This window comes from Nonomuraea sp. NEAU-A123, assembly GCF_018603905.1.
GTDB lineage: Bacteria > Actinomycetota > Actinomycetes > Streptosporangiales > Streptosporangiaceae > Nonomuraea.
Map to the genome: position 1 here is coordinate 75,981 of NZ_JAHFZZ010000034.1, position 16,580 is coordinate 92,560.

Below are 16,580 nucleotides of genomic sequence, written 5' to 3' on the forward strand. Positions count from 1 at the left end.
TTGGGTGCAGATGCGGATGCTGACCGTCCGGCAGCCACGGCAGCCATGGGCGGCATTGCTCGTCGCGGGCATCAAGGACGTGGAGAACCGGAGCTGGGTCACGCCGTATCGGGGCAGGCTCCTCATCCACGCGGGCCTCAAGAGCGACGCCGATGGCTTCGAGCTCATGGAGGAGCTGGGGGTCGCCCTGGACGGGCCGCTGCTGCGCGGCGTGATCCTCGGGTCGGTGAACCTCGTCGAGATCCGCCAGGACAGTGCGTCGCCGTGGGCAGTGCCCGGCGGCTTTCACTGGCTGGTCACGGGTGCCCGACCAGCCGTCGAGCCGATGCCCGCCGTTGAAGCGCTCGGTCTACGGCCAGCTCCGGCCGGGTGGGAGCAGGCGTTCGTCGCCTAAGCTCGCGGCGCCACGTACTCGAACGACACGGTGCCGAGACGGCGCGGGTCGAGCGTCTGCGCGTGCATCCATTGGTGCTTGGAGCGGGTGCCGAGCTTCTTCTGACCCTGGATCATCCGCCACCGCGGCGACGCGCTCCGGTAGGCGATCAGTGCCGGATGGCTGGACACCGACCGGTAGCGGAACCCGTCCTCGTACAGCCGCTGCCCCATCCACTCGGAGAAGCGGCTCCCGATGCCGAGCCCCTGATAATCGGGCAAGACCACGAGCCTGTGCTCCATTTTGAGGTTGCGCGTCGCGGGGTGCTGGAAGTGGCGGTATGCCAGGAATGCGACCGGCTCGCCGTCAATGAACGCGGCGAACTTCTTGCTGGACCGGTGGAGCTCCGTACTCAAATAGTGATGACGTGCGAAGACGGACCAGAGCTGCCCATCGACCGGCCGGATTTCGAGCTGGAGCGCTGGCCGGGGTTGAACCGACCTCCACTCGAACGAGCCCGTGGACACGTCCAGCACCCAGTCCGGCTGCAGCCACTCCAGCACGTCGTAATGGCAGGTCACCGCAACAAACTGACGGCCACCACGCCGCACGGTCTTCTGGATGGTGTGGCTGGCGACTCGGGCGACCTGGCGGTCCACGACCGAAGTGAACTCGTCGATGACGACCAGGTCGCCGGACTCGGCCAGGGCCCGCGCGATCGACGCGCGGAACCCCTCCCCGTTGGACAGGGTGCGGTATGGCCGCAGCCACGCCGGCGGCGAGGACAGGCCGACCGCGCCGAGCAGCGCCACGATGTCCTTGATGGACATTTCGACCGGGAAGTCGTCCACCAGCGACCGGTCATCTGACCAGGTGTGCGGGCTGACGATGTGGTCGGGCCACAGGTGCCGCGCGATGGTCGTCTTGCCAGCTCCCGAGGGGCCGACGATCATTCCGACGCTCCACGGCCGGTCCTCGATCGGCAGGTCCATGGCCCAGGAGTTGCTCAGCCGCTCCTCTACGGGCACGTCGAACAGGCCCTGGAGCTGCAGCACTCGGGCGGTCTTGTGGACCGGTGCCGATACAGTGATCTCGGCTCGCACAGCACAACCTTCCAAGGGGTAGCGGGCGGCGGGGTTACATCAGGGCGCGGACGTTCCAGCCCTGACCCGCGAGCTGGTTGAGGAGCTGCACCTGCTGCGCTTCGCTGTCACAGGTGACGACGGCGCCCCACACCGAGGGCCGCGCGTGAGTCTCGGCGTCGCCCGGTTCGGGTAACTCCTCCTCGGCGCGAGCCCCGGTGCCGGCCTGATCTGCGCGGCCGCCGCCCGTTGCCGGGGAGTCCTCAGGGGCGAGGGTCACCGCGGCGTTGTCAGCTGCGATCGCTTCGGCCAGGTCATCGAGGTCCTGCTCCGTCCAGCCGGTACCGTCGAGATCTCCCAGACCGCGCAGCAGCTCGGCAAGGGCTTGGTCGTCGTACCCGCCGATCTCTGCGGTGCGGTTGTCGGCGAGAAGGATGCGCAGCGCGGCGTCATCGTCCACGTCGAGAATCAGGGCGGGCACCTGGCCCAGGCCCTTGACCTTTGCACCGCGCCAGCGGTGCTCACCGGCGATGATCCGCATCCGCGACTGCTGGACCAGGATCGTGCCGTAGAAGCCGTTCTTCTCGATCGACTCGGCGATCACGTCCACGTCGCTCTGGTGCGGGTTGTCAGGGTGGGGTTCGAGGTCGCCGACCGGAACCATGCGATAGATCTGGGACAGGATGCCGGGCAAGGACGACCTCACCCGTCTTCCTGGGCTCGCGGCCGATAGCCGTTCCGGGTCCGCATCTGCGACATCTTCTCGCCGAGCGCGATCAGCGCGGCGGTCCGCCACGCGCCCTTCTGGACCACCTCGTCGTCCACGCGCACGTGCCAGGAGTCGATGGAGCGGCCCTCTCGGTACGGGATGCCGGGTGTGGCTGTCCAATGCACGGACCAGGTCAGGCGGTCACGCCACCTCAGCCGCGGCCGGCCGAGTCGTTCCCGGTGGAGACGCAGCCGTACCTCGTGCTGGTCGCCCTCGGGCATCCGTACGATGCCAATCTGTTCGTCGCCGACCGGCTCGTAGCTGTACTGCTTGGGACCGAACAGCCTCTCCATCAGGTCGAAGCTGAAGTAGCCCTGCTGCCACCACGGGGCGGTGCTGGACCAGTACCCGCAGCGGCCCCAGATCGCCCACCGGTATTGCCAGTCCCCGATGGCCAGTCGGAACTCCCGCGACTCGTACCCGGTCGGGTTGAATCGGCGCTGCACCCACTGGCCGAAACCCTCGGTGTGCACGTAGATGGCCAGCAGGTGGCCGAGCCGCAGGTGCGCTTCCAGCATGTGATCGCTACCGAAGTTGCCCACCTCGAACCCGATCGAGAAGCCGGACAGAGCTCGATGGCCGACGACGACCTGCCCGCCGAGACCGCCCCGCGGGCTCTCCGGCCACGGGCCGGGCTTCCCCTGGTCGTCCTCGTGGACGGGCACGGTGCGCAGCCCGAGCATGGCCATCCACGCGTCGGCCGCCAGTACCCGCGTGAGTGGGATCCACGGCCCGGTGTATGAGTCGCCTACCTGGTACTTCTCCGGGTCGAGCGATCCCTGCGGGCTAGGCCGGACTCCGCACCGGTCGCAGACAATCCAGCGCGTCGCGTGCAGGCCGGGCTCGCGCGGGCCATACCCGTCCACGACCGGCCGGTGTCCGCGCATGCGGCAGATGAGCATGAGGCGGGGTAGGTCCGACAGCCACCACCCGCGATCGACGAGTGATCGGCTGTTGTCCTCTGCCTTGTAGTTGACGGTGTGCCAGCGCACGGCAGTGACCTCCGAGGGGTGAGAGGGGAAATCTGGTCGTCGCCGGAAGGGAACGTCCTGTACGCATGCGCATAGACGTTCGATAATGGGCTGATGATCGTGGGACCCGGCATCTGCTCGTTGTGGCACCAGGAGCCGCGCTCGATGCTGAGACCCGCCACCCTGGACGAGGGCCGGCGTGCGACGACGGCGAGTGGCACACGGCCCGGCTGGAGTGCTGGCATGCCGGACTGCTGGGATGGGAGTGCCTAATCTCCTGGAGTGCGACACCGCTCAGGCTGTACACGGGCTGGTTCGGCTACGACCGGAGGGCGCTCCGCCCGAGCAGCGATTCCTAGCTCATAAGCACTGCAAGCCCGCCGCCAGAAACGTACGCTGGAAACATGGGAGGGCGAGCATAGCGTCAGGGCGGCCAAAGGCCGCGTCCCGATCGCCGCCTCCTAGCGCTGACCGGATTGTCGATGCAGTGCAGCATCGCCTCGAACTTCGGCGACGCTCCTGAGTGGCATCAGGTGCTGTTCGGCGTGGTGGCTGTCGTCAGCACAGTTGCGGCCGTCTCACACCCCAGCACATTTTTTAAAAAAATTCCCGATCTAGAGCCATTCGGCATAGGTTCCCAAATGGAAGGTGCCACGCAAGCCACAGGGACTGGAAAATGCGTCCGTGGCGTCCGTTGGCTGCCGAGCCGTGCGTCGGACTGTGTTTTGTCGTCATGTCGGTGACCTGCAAAAACGCCTCAGATAGAGGCTAACAAGATCGTCATTGGGGACCCATCCAATGGACCTTCGGAAGCTAGCGATCACCCGTCAGCATTGCTCTGATACGCGCGAATCCTGCGTGATCAGCGTTCCGAAAGTCCAAGGATGTGACGAATGCGAGGATTCACTGACCGGATCACCAGACGCGCACGAGCCGGTAGTGCTCGATAGCCATTGTGCGGTCCACCTGGAATTGGTCCATGCCGCCGCACCTGAGTGCAGAGAATGGAATCATCCAGCCGAAGCAAGAGCCCTTCGGTAGTCTGATAGGTAACGGCCTCACAGAAGGGGTGGCCATATGGGTGCAGCCGACCTTCTCGGCTTTGGAGCTGCCCTGGCGATGTCTACGGGTCTCACCGTCTCTATAGTGCGTGAGCACGTGGCTCGACGAATCAGAAGACGGCTCGAGCGCGAGGAGAGGATACCTCTCCGGCGCGATGCCCTCGTTCAGTGGCTCCAGCTCACCGAGCACAGTGGCAATCCCGATCAACATCAGGGATTGCCTATGCCTGAATATCGTAGAAAAGCACTGGCTGACATGTTTGAGAAGTACGCGCTTCTACACAGTCGTCAGCACCAACTTAGTATGATCGCAATAGCCGCGGCTTACCTGGGGAGCCAGCACCCTGCGCTACAGGAAGCGTTCGCGCGGCTCAACTGGGAAGCGACGGCGCCACGCGACGCAGCGAAGGAACGTGACGCTACCGCCAACGTCAACTTGATGGACGTCAGCACTAACGAGGACACCGTCCAGGCGGCCGGAGCCGTCGCTGATGGACTTGACGCCCTGTTCCGGCGGCTTGGCCCACCACCCGATCACCTCCACACCGAGCGGACGCCCCTACTACACGGAGGCGGGGGAGCTGCCGAATGATCCCCGACCAGGAGCAGCGGCCCTTCACTGGGCTGGAGATCGCCATGCGATGGGCGGAGCTCCCACCCGAGCATCTATCAGCTGCGTTGAAGGCGCTCAATCCGCAGCTCGCACGTGAGCACGAGTATCGTATGGCCGAGCTAACTGCCGAGGCGCAGGAGAAAAAGGATCTTCGCAACCACCGTCTTCAGATGACGGGCCTGATCACAGGTCTCGTCCTGGCCGTCGGCATGCTCGTTGGCGCGGTCGTACTCGGCGTCAACGACCAGCCGTGGCTCGCGGGGGCGTTCATGGGGCCCAGCCTGCTGGTGCTCGTGAAAATTTTCGTGCTCCGCGAGACGATCGCCGTTGACATCCAAGCCGTTCAGAAGGCTCACGCCAATGCTCAGCCGACAACTGTGCCGCCAGCGGCTGAGCCTGGCGCCCCGCCTCTCGTGTAGACGGGTTCGGTCACTCAATGGCGGACGCGACGATCTGGGAGGCGTCCTTCTCCAGCCGGTCCCGACTGTGCAGATAGATCTCCGTCGTGGACACGTCAGCGTGGTTAAGGTCGAGCTGGATCTGCCGCATCGTGACGCCGGCCTCCTCGGCCACCGAGGCGTAGGTGTGTCGCAGGGAGTGTGGCGATACCTTCGACGTGATGCCCGCCTGCTTGGCGATTCGCCGTACCAGCTCGAACGCCTTCGACCGGTCCCACGTTCGGCCCGTCGAGGTCGCGAACAGCGGGCCCTTCAAATCCTGCAGCTCGACCCCTTCGCAGCGTGCCCGCTCAGCGAGGTAGGCGTCCAACGCGTGCGTCGTCTCCACCGGCAGTCGCCGGGTGATCGTGTCGCCGCCCTTGACCGTGATGCGCAGCGTCCGATACCCGCGGGCGAACCCGAGGTCGCCGATCTGCGCGTTCACCGCCTCGGAGATGCGGACGCCGGTCTGCAGCAGCAGCCGGAGCAGCGCCGAGGTACGCAGCCGTTCCCGGCCGTGGTCGAAGTCGGCGGCACGGAGCAGGTCCTGCGCCTCCGACTTGGTGAGCGCGACCGTCTCGGTGTGCTTGCGCGGGATCTTCGGCCGCCGCGTCTTCTTGAAACGATTGGCGTCGAGAGCTTCGGTCTCGTGCAGGTACTCGTACCAGGACGACACCGACGACAGCACCTGAGCGACCGTCTTCGGCTTCGGCGGCCGGCGGGCCGTCTCCTGAAACCAGCGAGAGAACACGTCGCCGTGCGGCTTGCGCGCCTCCAGCGGGTCCAGGCCGGTCTCCGCGCAGAACTGAAACCATCGCCGGATGTTCCGCTCGTACGCTTCGCGCGTGTTCGGCGAGTCGTACGACCACAGCCACGCCCGAGTCAGGTCGAGGATAAGCGGCGGCAGGTCGAGCGGAAGCGCGACCTCTTCGCCCTGGGCGACGATCAGCTCAGCGGTCATTGATCGTCACCGACGCCGAATTGCGGCGGTTGCCCACCGACGGCATCCCCGATGCTCTCGCGGGCAGGGCTCATCAGCCGACCTTACGAAAGACGACGGTCGCCTGGTAGCGGTTGTGGTGCTCCCCGTCCGGCTCAGCTTCGGCGCTGATGACGTCCAGTTCGGTGCTCGACCCGAAGAACGAGAGGGCCTGCGTCACGGCGGCCTCTCTGATCTCATCCGGTGTCGCTCCGGTCACGGTGACGCGCAGGGTCAGCGGAAACGATCGCACGCTCATACGTGATCTTCCTTCGCGGATAGGTGATCTTCTTTGAGCGTAACACGGAGAGCGGAACATAACGGTAATTATGTTCCTATGTCAGCGATCTTGGTCAGGCCCTGGTAGCGATCCAGCCACAGCCGCCAACACGACACGCTGCAATGAACAGATGCGCTTCAGACCACATGCCCCATCGCCGACTGACTGATATCAGCAGCCCCACCAATCTCTACTAACCCAGCAACGAACGGCATTAGCTGATCATATATCCGATAAGTCCAATTGCCGCGCAGAAGATCAAGGAAACAGATCAAATACTCTACCCACCAAAGTCAGCTTCATCACAAAAGCCTCAAATCGAACCATCGGCGACAAATTGGCCTTCATATAGTTAGTTAGCCAGTAATAGCTATGGCATATCTTCCGGATATTGCGTAGATTTTTCCTTGTGTCATCGGAGGGGAGAAAACGTGGCACTCAACTACGCTGCGGTCCAGGTCGAAGCAAGCGGAGGGGTCCTGCGGATCGGCAGTGAAGCCTACCCACTACGCGGTATCACTCGTGTTGGCCAGCGCAAACTGGTACCAAGGGAGGGAGCTGCGTGGAAGAAATTCTTCGTGCGCACTCTGATCAGTCTATTCCTGGGCGCAATTATGATCAGCATCTGGGGAGGCATATGGACCTTCGCGCTAATCGCCATACTCGCGCTGCTGACTTGGCAGCTTGTTTCGGCGCTCCAAACGCCGCCGCTGTACGGGCTCGTCATCGCAACTGCCGGCGTCCAGCACGATGCCGTGTGGGGCACAGACAAGGCAGAAATCGACCAACTGATCTTCAAGGTCACCCAGGCGGTAGGCCAACCCGACGCGGCACAGCTGTTCCAACAGGTCAACCATGCAGTTCATATAGGCGACCAGAACCGTATCTACCAGGAGGGGGACGGGAACATCGGCATCGCGAAGCACAGGGGCAGCGGTGACAACGTGGCGGGCGGATGACTCGACAACGCAAAAGCAAGCAAACGACCAATGACACGTACAGCGTCCAGCAGCGCGGGAACGGGAACATCGGCATCGCGAAGCACAGCGGCAGCGGTGACAACGTGGCAGGCGGCAAGACCGTGAGCGGTAAGCGCTCGTCGCCACCAGCGCCTTCGACAACAGACGACGCAGAACAGCCGTCGATGACTCCGCGAAGGATCAGCAGCAGAGCTCTAGCCGCCTCCATCGGTGCCATATTGTCGGCCGTGGTGAGCGCCTTGATCAACCTGCTCACCGCCTCGTGGAGTTGGTGGATATTCGCCATTGCCGCTGCCCTGTTGCTCGCAGTGGCAATAATCGTCTACGTCGTGGAATCAGTTGCTCACAGATGAGATGAGACAGCGCTACTTGACTACCCTGCGGCCACGCGGGCCGGCCCCTGGTTACCGCCCCGCGGCCGCAGCGGCGCTCCCGCCTCCTCCAGCAGTCGGTGGACGAAGCCGTACGAGCGGCCCGTCGAGATCGACAGCGCCCGGATCGACTCACCGTCCAGGTACCGGCGCTTCAGCTCCGCCTTCAACTCCTCGCGCTCCGCGCCTGACACCCGCTGATACTTCCGAACCATCACAGCCACCCCTGTCTGTTCACTTCACGCAGCCGCCGCCAGCCGAGCCCGCAGCGCATCCCGGTCCTCCGGCGTCTCGGGCACCTCTTCGCCCCGCCAGATGCAGCCCTCGATCGTCGCCAAGTCGGCGAAGTCGTACACGACTTCGCGCCCGGCCCGGCCCAGCACCCGCACGCCATACCGGCGCGCCCACTGACGGATCGTCACCGCCTCCCGGCCCAGCCGGACTGCAGCAGTCTTCGCCGTCGCAGGGGACACCAACACCCCCCGAACAGCGGAAAGCCCCCGAACCATGATCGATCCGAGGGCACACGTCTCTCCGTCGCCCGGAAGTGTTACACACTCCACCCGCCAGACGCAAGCCAACTGCGGCACCGCAATTAGCGCCCCGCCTCCTCCTCCACCCGCGCCGACGCCTCCCGTTCCGAAACGTGCGTCCCACACGAGGAGCACACGTAGAAGCCCGCCTTCACATCCCAGTTGAACCGCCGCTCCCCGCACCGGCACCGCGCTGGCGTCCACGCAGGCGGCTCATCCCCCGCCAACCGCTCCAACGCCTGCCGCCACGACCGAGCGAAGTCCACCAGCCCCACCAGGTCCTCGCGAACCAGGACACTCTCCAGACGACCCGACTCCGTCAGCCAGCCCACCGCCCTCGACCGAGCAACCGCCGACCGGACCCCGCTCGGACGCGACCCCGCCCGTAGCCACACCCGCGCCCGATCCTCGAAGTCGAGCAGCCCGCCCGTCAGCTTCTCCAGCAGCTCCCCGATCCGAGCAACATCCGGCTTCGGTCTCGACCCTGACACCCGCGACCACTTCGACGGCGGCCGGAACCCATCCGCCTCCCGAGCGAGCTGCGCAGCGAACGCGTCCATCTCCAACAGCCACGCCCGGACCGTCCCGCAGCACGTTCCGCACACCAGCGGCTCCCCCGGCCGCCACCGCACCGCCGGAACCTCCGGCTCGACAGGCGACTCCCCCGCCTCCCCCGCACGCACCCACTCGTCCACCAGATCCGCATGCTCATCACGCGCCCGCTCAAAAGCAGTCCACGCGCGCCGCGACCTGCCATTACACGGCCCCACACACGCGCCCCGAACCACCGACACCCCAGAAGCAAGACCAGACACGGCACCCCCGACCCCGAGACGAAACGCCCACAAGGCTACAAGATCAAATTCTTTCCGCAGGCACCAAGCCGAATGCAGCCCCGGCCGGGCGCGATTTTGGACCCCCGGGGGCATGCGAAAGCGCCGAACCGCGCGGTGCGGTTCGGCGCTGGTCGCGCGTCGCGCTAGACGCGAACCTTCGCGCGTTCGGCAAGCTTGCCCGCGCTGTGCACGTCGCGTGCTACCTCGTGCCACTCCTTACGCAACGTGTGTGCGCGTAGCGCCTGCAAGAGGTAGAGCGCTGCGGCGATGTACTGCCCGACCTGCGTGGCGCTCTCCCTCTCGGCGCGGCCTTCGGCTCCGATGAACTCGGCGCTACTCCAGGTGACAAGCACGGTGCCAAGGTCGTTGCGCTCCGCCTTCACATCGACCGCGACGCGATGCTGTGCCAGCACGGCGCAGCACTGCTCTACCGCGCGCTTGACGGCGTTGAGCTGCTCACGCTGCCGAACTTCCCGGCTGCTCAGCTGCACGCTCGGCAGCGTCGCGAAGAACGGGCGGACCTTGTGAGCAATGAGCACGTAGCCGCTCCACGGGCACCGGGACGACAATCCGATGACGGTGAACACCTGTCCCCGGTATTCCCTGCGGTCGCCCTGATAGGCGACCTCGGTGCCGCGCGGGAGGTAGGCGGCTAGGGCGTCGGCAGCCTCCCGAGAGATCTTGCCCGCGCCACGCTGGAGCATTCCGCCCAGCTCACACGGGATACCGTCGTCGGTGCACTTGCGGCACGTGGACACGTGGGCTGTGAGCGACCGGTGCGCGTTGAGCGCGTGATCGCGGGCTACTTCGGCTTGCTCTCGGCGGATCATGGCTAGGGCCTCCTGTGGCGTCGTGGTGTTGGGGTGGGGCGGGGAAGGGCGGGCGGCCCGTGGTGGCGTCACGGGCCGCCCGGTGCTGCTAGGCGTCGGTCTTGGCCTCGTCGGCGGTCTCCGCGTCCGTCTTGGCGTCGGCCTCCTTGGTGAGGGCAGCGATGATCTCGCTGACCTTCGCCCAAGCCAGGTCACGGTCCGCCATGACCTCGTCATAGGTGTCCGGCGTGTGGTCGGCCTTGAACTTCTCGGCGAACTTCCACACCAGGCGGACGGCGGCCACGTCGGCGGTGCGCTTGGCCTGCGCCTTGCGGCGGGCGTCGACTTCCTTGCGGTGCTCCTCCATCTCGGGAAGCTCCGCCAGGAAGTTCTGAACCTTGCTGGCGCTGGTGCCGGGCACCTTGCCAAGCTCGGTGAGCGTCGCCTTGCCGAAGCCGACCTGAGCGGCAACGTGCATGCCGATCAGGGCGTAGGTGCTGAACTTGACCGCGCTCTTGCCAGTGCCACGCGTCGCGATGCACTCGGCGGGAAGGTCCTTCAGCTCATCACCGGTCATGATCCGGTCGGCGGTGCTGCCCTCGGTGCTCGCGGCGGCAAGCTCGTCAAGGCGGCCGGTAGCGGCCAGACCGATCACGGTAAAGCCGGTCGGGCGGGAGACGCCCTGCCGGGAGAACGTGGCCTTGTGGGCGACGGTCACGCGCTCAATGGCGTCGAAGATCTCGGCGGGGTTGATGCTGATCATGGTGTTGCCTTTCGTGGTGTGGGGCGCCCGCCCGGACGGTCCGGGCGGGCGGGGTTGGTTAGAGCTGCTGCGTGTCTTCGATAGCGCTACCGCTGTTAACAGGCTGACCAGCAGATTCGCTGGCCCTATCGCGTCTGCGGCGTCGCCACCTGATCAGCAGTCCGAGCGCTACGGCTCCGACTGCCAGCAGAGCAGCGGCCCATGCGGTCCACACGGTCACGGGGTCGCCGCTTGCCGTGTTCGCCGCGTTGAGCTTGCCCGGTTCCGCCGTGTCGGCCATACCGGGCTCGCCCTGGTCGCCCTTGAGTCTGGGCGATCCAGGCTTGCCGGACGGTCCGGCGCTCCCGTCCCGTCCGGCGGGCCCTGCGGCTCCGGTCGGTCCGGGGTCGCCGGTACCAGCGAGACCGGTCGGTCCGGCGCTCCCGGTGGGTCCGGGGTCGCCCTGCGGTCCGGTCGGTCCGGGGTCGCCCTTGGGGCCGGACGGTCCGGGCTCGCCCTGAGATCCAGGCTTGCCCGTTTCGCCCTGCTCGCCCTGGGGTCCGGTTGGTCCGGGGTCGCCCTGCGGTCCCGCGTCGCCTTTGTCGCCCTTCGGTCCGGGGACCGGGACGGCGGTAACGGTGGCGGTGGGTCCGGGGCTTCCCTGGGGTCCGGGCGGTCCGGACGGACCGGGGTTGCCCTGGGGGCCGGTCTCGCCCTGGGGTCCGGGCGGACCGGGCGGTCCAGGCGGACCGCTCACGGTCACTGTGGTGACAGGTTCGGCGGCGACCAGCGTTGCCGTGGTCACATGCCCTCCCGTCAGCATGAGCGCTACTAGGACCGTCGCGAGTGACCCGCAGGTCAGCCACGCAATCCGTTCGCTCGTTCGTATCTGCACATGACAAACAGTAGGGCGGTAATGACTTTGACGGGGGCGGCTTCTGGTAACAATTTTCCGGCAGATTTATAACTGTTAGATCACGAAACGAGGGCTGGCCAGGAGGCGAAGCGAATGCGCGTTCGACAAATCGTCAGTGAGGCTGATCGTCTGCATTGGCACACATCTGGCTCTTTTGCCGACCTGCGACCAGTCGCCCACCCTCGGCTCGCATTTTTCTGATCTCGATCTTACTGGAACGCTCTCAGATCGACGCTGAGCGACTCACATCCATGGGGGTGCTTCCCTGTACCGACCAAGCGATGATCGTCGCTCAGTGTTGAACTCAGCGCGTTCCAAGGGGTGTGTCACATCACCTGTGGTGCGTCAGATGCGTTTTGATGCGTCTGGGAGCATGCGAAAACCCATCAGCGACGAGGAGGTAGCTCGGCCTCGTTCTGATGGGTTTCCGACTCATTCTGGCGACCTTTCGGCCTGTTTCGCGTGGTTCTGGCGGTCCGCCTCGTGGGCGCCTGCGGTGTATGTGCTGGTGGCGGCCTTGCGAGGTGTCGCTCTATCCGCCAACCAGCTCCTCACGCGTCGGGCATGGCCTTGGCGTCGGCCGCGCATCCGATGCAGGGCAGCGACGACCAGTGCAGGTCACACCGGCCGGCGGTGCGCGTGGTGCGCACCACCTTCGCCTGCTGCTGGGCCTCCTGGTCGCGAGTCGTCTCGCGCCAGGTGCGCAGGTCTGCCGCTGGGATGCCTGCGACGTAGATGTGGAGCGGCTTTCGGATGCGGTTCTCGCGGGCGATGACCTGGGCGACGCGCTCGGCCTCGTCGAGGGGGCATCCGATCCGCTTGGTGATGACCCGTGCGGCGCGGCTGGCCGCCGGGGTGTTGTCCTCCTTGCTGATCTTGTCGTCTTCTTCCGGTTGGTGGGCGGCGGCCGGTCGGCTCGGTTCCTCCTCGACCCCGTACGGAGATGAAGAGGATTGAGAGTGAGGAGTGGAGAGAGGATTGGGGGGAAGTCCAGACTTCCCCCTTTTGGTCCCAAACTTCCCCTTTTGCGGTCCAGACTTCCCCCTTTCCGCCCCCGAAACGGGGAAGCCTGGACTTCCCCCTTTTCCACCGGTCTCCCGGTCATCCACAGCGTCATCCACAGGGGAAACGGGGAAGTCTGGACTTCCCCCTTTCTGACCCTCCCTGGATCCGTGCGGCCCCGAATCGGGGAAGTCCGGCCCCGCTTCGAGCTCCAGATCGAGGGGACGCGGCGGCTGCCCGGGCAGGTACCCAGGCATCGGAGGGATGTAAAACACGGTCGCCTTCCGGCGGCCGCCCCCGGACTCAAGCACGACAAGCAGCCCGGCCTCGACCAACCGTTCCCGCATCGCCTTGACCGACCGCACGTCGATCCTCGCCCAGTGGGCGATCTCCTCGCGGGTCAGCCAGCCGGTGCGGGTGTGGTCGTTGATCCTGCGCGCGATGGCGATCAGCGCGAGAAGGTCTCTCGGCGGGGTCGCCTTCGGCGCGTTGATCGCCACCTCGTCGGCCAACTTGTAACCCATCAGGCCCCTTACGTGCTGGTTTTCCAAGGGAGCCACCGAGGGCAGAGGCGTCCCGCAACGATAGCGGTACCGCAATTAACGGTCATCCAGCTCGTGGAGGTCGCCCCGTCAGGTCGTAGGCTTGCCGCCGGCCGGAGTCGGACAGGACGTGGTACGCCTCTCCGATCTCCTGGAACCTCGTCCTCACCGCCGGGTCTGGGTTGACGTCGGGGTGGAGCTGGCGGGCCAGCCTGCGGTACGCCCTCGTGATGTCGTCCCTGCTCGCAGTGCCGGCGACGCCGAGCAGGTCGTACAGATGCCCGGTCGGTGGTTCGGGTCTGCGCGGCGGCCGGGGTGGCGGCGGGGGCGGGACCTCGACGCGCAGCTTCCCCGTGCAGGTGGCGGCATGCGGTGTCATCCGCTTCTCCCACGGGGCGATCGGCTCGTCCTCGGTGATGCGGCGGGACCGGAGCACCCTGTGGACGTCCCTCCACACGGCGGTGTTGCCATCCGGGTGCGGGGCGGGATCCACAGCGAGCTGGGCACCGCTCTCTGAGCGGGTCCACCGGACTTGCTTCCCGCAGGGCAGTTTGCCCTTGCTGCCCTGACACGCCTTGAGGTCAGAAGGAGACAGCACTCGGCCCCTCCGTGTCCCGATCGGACAGCCCGATCATGCGGTGTCCCCGCCGTACCGAGCGAACACGGCGTTGATCGCTGCCAGCTCGGTCTTGGCCTGATCGCGGTCGGCCTTGACCTCGTCCAGCTCGACGAGGAGGTTGTCCCGGTCGGCGCGGACCTCTTCCAGCGCGGCGCGCGCTACGTCCCGGTCGCGAGCCGCGTCGTCCCGCTCGGCTTCCGCTTTCTGGATGGCCTGCTCGAATCCGATGAGGGCTCGCAGCGCAGGGCCCGCGGTGGTCGGCGGCGCGCTGTCTGCGGCCGGGGCTGCGGCGAAGGTCTTCTTCGCGGAGGTCTCGGCGGTCGTCTTCACGGCCGCGGGCGCGACTGTCCGGGGATCGGGCTTCGGGGTGGTCTTGGTGATGGTGAGTCCGCCGTCGTTCCACTCCAGCGCGATCCACCAGACGGGCGGGGTGGCGCGGGGCCGGTGGCAGCGGGTGTGCTCCGTTCGGTTGAGGTATTGCCGGACCTCCTGCTCGTGCATGGTGTCCCAGTCGGGGCATGCAGCCTTGATGATCTGGGAGAGGGCGCCCTGCCACTGCACGCCGACGACACCGCCGTTGGTCAGCGGCTTGTCTCCCTGCTCGCGGGCCGCGTCGCGAAGCAGACCCCAGAGGGCTTCGGCGTCAGCGAAGATGTCGCGGGACTTGCTCCTGACGACGGTGACGGTCTCGCCGATCTTCGGCACGTCGGCGTCTCCTTCGGTGATGGCGGTGGTGGTGTTCTTGGTGAGGTGGGCGATCACTTCGTCCTTGCGGGCCTGAAGCATCTCCGCGAAGGGCTGGGCATCAATCGGGCCGGGGGTGTGGAGATTGCCTCCCGACACGTACGGCTTGAGACCGTTGGAGAAAGCGGCGGCGAGGAGCGCTTCCACGGTCCACCAGGTGTCGCGGGGCATGGTGTCGGCTTTCTCGGGGGCGAGGTCGGTGGCGGCGACCATGGGTGACGGCTTGGTGGGGTGGTCCTGCTGCAGCGAGCGGATTTTGGTCCGGTAGTTGTCGAGGCCGCGGCCCATGGCTTGCAGCGGAATCTCGCCGGTGCGGCCGTTCTCGGGGTTGGTGATCAGCCATCTGCCGTTGGCGAGCTCCATCGTGAATCCGAGGCGATCCGTCTCGGTCTCGACGAGCTTGCGGACGTCGGACTTGCTGGTCATATGGCGGGCTCCTTCCGGATGCGCAGGTCGCTGCCGCTCTCATCGCGAGGGGCGTTGGTGACGGGCATGTCGGTCCTTTCGATGGCGGCCCAGTTCACGGCCTCGTCGATGATCACGAGAGAGGCGCGCTGGCCCTGTAGGGTCCGGCGCGCCTTCATGCGTTGCTTGATCTGGTCTTGGGTCGGTGGGGTCCAGCCGTGCCAGCCGGCCGTGCGGGCCCACCGCTGGAAGTGGTCGCGCTGCGCGAGGCCGCACCAGCGGCACCCGTTCGGCTGCGCGACCACCCGCTCAGGCACTGCCGCGGCGCACCATGCGCCGCTCACGTCGCGACATGTACAGCTGAATGCCGTACGCGCCGCCTCGGCGGTGCGCGATCCATTCGGCCTCGGCGTAGCCCCCGGGCTCGACGCCGACCGTCCGTACGGTCTCGACGAACTCCGTCATGGACATGGGGAACATGTGGCTCTCGTCGTCGAGCCACATGACGTAGCCGGCGGCGCGGCCGCGGGCGAACTGGCCGAGCTGGAGTCGCGCGGTGAACGGTTCCGGAGCGCGCCACACGATCTCCCCTTCTGGGGTCCATGCAGCGCGCAGGAGGTTGCCGAACTCGTCGAACGGCACCAACGCCTTGTCGTCGTCGTCCAGGTCAGCGGCCATCGCTGTCTCCCCTGCCGATCTGGGCCAGGGCCTGGCGGGCGATGGCTACGCCGCGGAGCCCGTTCGGCGGTGCTGGGTGCGCGGGTGTGGCGGCTGGCGGGGTGTGATCCCAGCCGTTGGCGCGGAGCCAGATGATGAACTCGAACGCGAAGTCCGTTGTGCTGCCCCGGTCTTCGGGATCGGCGTGGTCGCGGTCAAAGACGCGCTGTGTGAGCGCCTCCATCGCCTTCTCTGCTGCCTTGGTCATCATGGGGTTCTCCTTTCTCGTGCTGCTTTGCGCTGCAGGCGGCGCCGGTAGGTCCTGCGCTCGTCCTCGTCGAGGCCTCCGGCGACGCCGTATTGCGCTGCGCTGGCCTGTAGGTGGAAGTCCAGGCACTCGACCTGGACGGGGCAAACGCGGCAGAGCTGCTTGGCCCGCTCGATGCGGGCCTCCTTCTGCTTGGGGGTCTCGCGGGGTTCGCCTTCGCCTGGGCCGAAGAACAGGACCAGGTCCTGTCCTTGGCAGGCGGCGCGGTTCCGCCACCCCTTGCGGGCGGGCATCAGCGCCTCCGCTCGGTCAGTCCCATTTCGCGGGCGGCAGCGCTGTACCGTTCGACCTGGCGCAGCGACATCCGCGTCTCGGCGGCGATCTGCTGCAGCGTCTTGCCGTTGTTGATCAGCTCTGCGACACGCTGGGCCTTGGCGAGGCTCCTCGGCGTGGCGGGGATCCAGGCCGGCCCGGACTCGGGCCGGAGGACTCGGTATCCCGCGTTGCCGAGCGCGTCGAGGATGTCGGCGGCGTTGGGGGCGGCGGACGTGAGGGCGTCGGTGATGACCTCGGTCGCCGTGTTGCTCATGG

General features: G+C 66.5%; 23 protein-coding genes. 5 read left to right on the forward strand and 18 right to left on the reverse strand.

Annotation, left to right across the window (positions count from 1 at the left end; all coding sequences use genetic code 11):
- The first annotated feature begins 10 nt into the window (after positions 1-10).
- On the forward strand, positions 11-394 hold the full coding sequence (locus KLK06_RS53980; RefSeq protein WP_250907494.1) for an ASCH domain-containing protein: 384 nt from the start codon (positions 11-13) through the stop codon (positions 392-394).
- Here KLK06_RS53980 and KLK06_RS53985 read toward each other — a convergent pair.
- From KLK06_RS53985 to KLK06_RS53995, 3 genes are read right to left on the reverse strand one after another with little or no spacing between them, the layout of a single operon-like run.
- Positions 391-1,476, reverse strand: coding sequence for a GNAT family N-acetyltransferase (locus tag KLK06_RS53985; RefSeq protein WP_214643679.1), 1,086 nt, complete (start codon positions 1,474-1,476; stop codon positions 391-393). The genes KLK06_RS53980 and KLK06_RS53985 overlap by 4 nt on opposite strands.
- Positions 1,477-1,510: 34 nt before the next feature.
- Complete coding sequence (locus KLK06_RS53990) at positions 1,511-2,161, reverse strand: ParB/RepB/Spo0J family partition protein (protein WP_214643680.1); 651 nt, start codon at positions 2,159-2,161, stop codon at positions 1,511-1,513.
- A complete protein-coding gene (locus KLK06_RS53995) occupies positions 2,158-3,216 on the reverse strand; it encodes a hypothetical protein (RefSeq protein WP_214643681.1) in 1,059 nt (352 codons plus the stop codon). Before KLK06_RS53995 ends, KLK06_RS53990 begins: the two co-directional genes overlap by 4 nt.
- 1,056 nt (positions 3,217-4,272) lie before the next feature.
- Here KLK06_RS53995 and KLK06_RS54000 point away from each other — a divergent pair.
- Together KLK06_RS54000 and KLK06_RS54005 are read left to right on the forward strand one after the other, a co-directional pair.
- On the forward strand, positions 4,273-4,848 hold the full coding sequence (locus KLK06_RS54000) for a hypothetical protein (protein ID WP_214643682.1): 576 nt from the start codon (positions 4,273-4,275) through the stop codon (positions 4,846-4,848).
- Positions 4,845-5,288: a hypothetical protein gene (locus KLK06_RS54005; RefSeq protein ID WP_214643683.1), complete on the forward strand. Its 444-nt coding sequence runs from the start codon at positions 4,845-4,847 to the stop codon at positions 5,286-5,288. The genes KLK06_RS54000 and KLK06_RS54005 overlap by 4 nt, the downstream gene beginning before the upstream one ends.
- Positions 5,289-5,298: 10 nt before the next feature.
- Here KLK06_RS54005 and KLK06_RS54010 read toward each other — a convergent pair whose 3' ends face one another.
- Complete coding sequence (locus KLK06_RS54010) at positions 5,299-6,267, reverse strand: tyrosine-type recombinase/integrase (RefSeq protein WP_214643684.1); 969 nt, start codon at positions 6,265-6,267, stop codon at positions 5,299-5,301.
- 73 nt (positions 6,268-6,340) lie between these two features.
- Complete coding sequence (locus KLK06_RS54015; RefSeq protein WP_214643685.1) at positions 6,341-6,544, reverse strand: hypothetical protein; 204 nt, start codon at positions 6,542-6,544, stop codon at positions 6,341-6,343.
- Positions 6,545-6,996: 452 nt separating this feature from the next.
- Here KLK06_RS54015 and KLK06_RS54020 point away from each other — a divergent pair, with 452 nt between their 5' ends.
- On the forward strand, positions 6,997-7,524 hold the full coding sequence (locus KLK06_RS54020; RefSeq protein WP_214643686.1) for a DUF6232 family protein: 528 nt from the start codon (positions 6,997-6,999) through the stop codon (positions 7,522-7,524).
- On the forward strand, positions 7,521-7,898 hold the full coding sequence (locus KLK06_RS54025) for a hypothetical protein (protein WP_214643687.1): 378 nt from the start codon (positions 7,521-7,523) through the stop codon (positions 7,896-7,898). Before KLK06_RS54020 ends, KLK06_RS54025 begins: the two co-directional genes overlap by 4 nt.
- A 20-nt stretch (positions 7,899-7,918) precedes the next feature.
- Here the strand turns inward: KLK06_RS54025 and KLK06_RS54030 are convergent, their stop codons facing one another.
- The 13 genes from KLK06_RS54030 to KLK06_RS54090 all read right to left on the reverse strand — a co-directional run bounded on the left by KLK06_RS54030 (position 7,919) and on the right by KLK06_RS54090 (position 16,578).
- Complete coding sequence (locus KLK06_RS54030) at positions 7,919-8,131, reverse strand: helix-turn-helix domain-containing protein (protein ID WP_214643688.1); 213 nt, start codon at positions 8,129-8,131, stop codon at positions 7,919-7,921.
- Positions 8,132-8,155: 24 nt separating this feature from the next.
- Complete coding sequence (locus KLK06_RS54035) at positions 8,156-8,389, reverse strand: hypothetical protein (RefSeq protein ID WP_214643689.1); 234 nt, start codon at positions 8,387-8,389, stop codon at positions 8,156-8,158.
- Between the two features lie 122 nt (positions 8,390-8,511).
- Positions 8,512-9,144, reverse strand: coding sequence for a TFIIB-type zinc ribbon-containing protein (locus KLK06_RS54040; RefSeq protein WP_214643690.1), 633 nt, complete (start codon positions 9,142-9,144; stop codon positions 8,512-8,514).
- Between the two features lie 284 nt (positions 9,145-9,428).
- A complete protein-coding gene (locus tag KLK06_RS54045) occupies positions 9,429-10,115 on the reverse strand; it encodes a hypothetical protein (protein WP_214643691.1) in 687 nt (228 codons plus the stop codon).
- Between the two features lie 88 nt (positions 10,116-10,203).
- The gene (locus tag KLK06_RS54050) at positions 10,204-10,857 is read right to left on the reverse strand and encodes a hypothetical protein (protein WP_214643692.1); all 654 of its coding nucleotides are present in this window, start codon (positions 10,855-10,857) and stop codon (positions 10,204-10,206) included.
- A gap of 1,446 nt (positions 10,858-12,303) precedes the next feature.
- The gene (locus KLK06_RS54055; RefSeq protein WP_214643693.1) at positions 12,304-13,278 is read right to left on the reverse strand and encodes a hypothetical protein; all 975 of its coding nucleotides are present in this window, start codon (positions 13,276-13,278) and stop codon (positions 12,304-12,306) included.
- 82 nt (positions 13,279-13,360) lie between these two features.
- Positions 13,361-13,894, reverse strand: a complete 534-nt coding sequence (locus KLK06_RS61075) for a J domain-containing protein (protein WP_308168917.1) — start codon at positions 13,892-13,894, stop codon at positions 13,361-13,363.
- A gap of 33 nt (positions 13,895-13,927) precedes the next feature.
- Complete coding sequence (locus tag KLK06_RS54065; protein ID WP_214643694.1) at positions 13,928-15,085, reverse strand: hypothetical protein; 1,158 nt, start codon at positions 15,083-15,085, stop codon at positions 13,928-13,930.
- Positions 15,082-15,381: a hypothetical protein gene (locus KLK06_RS54070; RefSeq protein WP_214643695.1), complete on the reverse strand. Its 300-nt coding sequence runs from the start codon at positions 15,379-15,381 to the stop codon at positions 15,082-15,084. The genes KLK06_RS54065 and KLK06_RS54070 overlap by 4 nt, the downstream gene beginning before the upstream one ends.
- Positions 15,374-15,742, reverse strand: a complete 369-nt coding sequence (locus KLK06_RS54075; protein ID WP_214643696.1) for a hypothetical protein — start codon at positions 15,740-15,742, stop codon at positions 15,374-15,376. The genes KLK06_RS54070 and KLK06_RS54075 overlap by 8 nt, the downstream gene beginning before the upstream one ends.
- Positions 15,732-15,992 carry a hypothetical protein gene (locus KLK06_RS54080; RefSeq protein ID WP_214643697.1) on the reverse strand — a complete coding sequence of 87 codons (261 nt, stop codon included), beginning with the start codon at positions 15,990-15,992 and terminating at the stop codon, positions 15,732-15,734. Before KLK06_RS54080 ends, KLK06_RS54075 begins: the two co-directional genes overlap by 11 nt.
- The gene (locus KLK06_RS54085) at positions 15,989-16,282 is read right to left on the reverse strand and encodes a WhiB family transcriptional regulator (protein WP_214643698.1); all 294 of its coding nucleotides are present in this window, start codon (positions 16,280-16,282) and stop codon (positions 15,989-15,991) included. Before KLK06_RS54085 ends, KLK06_RS54080 begins: the two co-directional genes overlap by 4 nt.
- Positions 16,282-16,578 carry a hypothetical protein gene (locus KLK06_RS54090; protein WP_214643699.1) on the reverse strand — a complete coding sequence of 99 codons (297 nt, stop codon included), beginning with the start codon at positions 16,576-16,578 and terminating at the stop codon, positions 16,282-16,284. Before KLK06_RS54090 ends, KLK06_RS54085 begins: the two co-directional genes overlap by 1 nt.
- Between the last annotated feature and the right edge of the window lie 2 nt (positions 16,579-16,580).

Bases quoted from the DNA above. Each gene is read 5' to 3' on its own strand.
- KLK06_RS53980 (WP_250907494.1), top strand. From the start codon at position 11: ATGCGGATGCTGACCGTCCGGCAGCCACGGCAGCCATGGGCGGCATTG.
- KLK06_RS54000 (WP_214643682.1), top strand. From the start codon at position 4,273: ATGGGTGCAGCCGACCTTCTCGGCTTTGGAGCTGCCCTGGCGATGTCT.
- KLK06_RS54005 (WP_214643683.1), top strand. From the start codon at position 4,845: ATGATCCCCGACCAGGAGCAGCGGCCCTTCACTGGGCTGGAGATCGCC.
- KLK06_RS54010 (WP_214643684.1), bottom strand. From the start codon at position 6,267: ATGACCGCTGAGCTGATCGTCGCCCAGGGCGAAGAGGTCGCGCTTCCG.
- KLK06_RS54015 (WP_214643685.1), bottom strand. From the start codon at position 6,544: ATGAGCGTGCGATCGTTTCCGCTGACCCTGCGCGTCACCGTGACCGGA.
- KLK06_RS54025 (WP_214643687.1), top strand. From the start codon at position 7,521: ATGACTCGACAACGCAAAAGCAAGCAAACGACCAATGACACGTACAGC.
- KLK06_RS54030 (WP_214643688.1), bottom strand. From the start codon at position 8,131: ATGGTTCGGAAGTATCAGCGGGTGTCAGGCGCGGAGCGCGAGGAGTTG.
- KLK06_RS54045 (WP_214643691.1), bottom strand. From the start codon at position 10,115: ATGATCCGCCGAGAGCAAGCCGAAGTAGCCCGCGATCACGCGCTCAAC.
- KLK06_RS54050 (WP_214643692.1), bottom strand. From the start codon at position 10,857: ATGATCAGCATCAACCCCGCCGAGATCTTCGACGCCATTGAGCGCGTG.
- KLK06_RS54055 (WP_214643693.1), bottom strand. From the start codon at position 13,278: ATGGGTTACAAGTTGGCCGACGAGGTGGCGATCAACGCGCCGAAGGCG.
- KLK06_RS54065 (WP_214643694.1), bottom strand. From the start codon at position 15,085: ATGACCAGCAAGTCCGACGTCCGCAAGCTCGTCGAGACCGAGACGGAT.
- KLK06_RS54075 (WP_214643696.1), bottom strand. From the start codon at position 15,742: ATGGCCGCTGACCTGGACGACGACGACAAGGCGTTGGTGCCGTTCGAC.
- KLK06_RS54080 (WP_214643697.1), bottom strand. From the start codon at position 15,992: ATGATGACCAAGGCAGCAGAGAAGGCGATGGAGGCGCTCACACAGCGC.
- KLK06_RS54085 (WP_214643698.1), bottom strand. From the start codon at position 16,282: ATGCCCGCCCGCAAGGGGTGGCGGAACCGCGCCGCCTGCCAAGGACAG.
- KLK06_RS54090 (WP_214643699.1), bottom strand. From the start codon at position 16,578: ATGAGCAACACGGCGACCGAGGTCATCACCGACGCCCTCACGTCCGCC.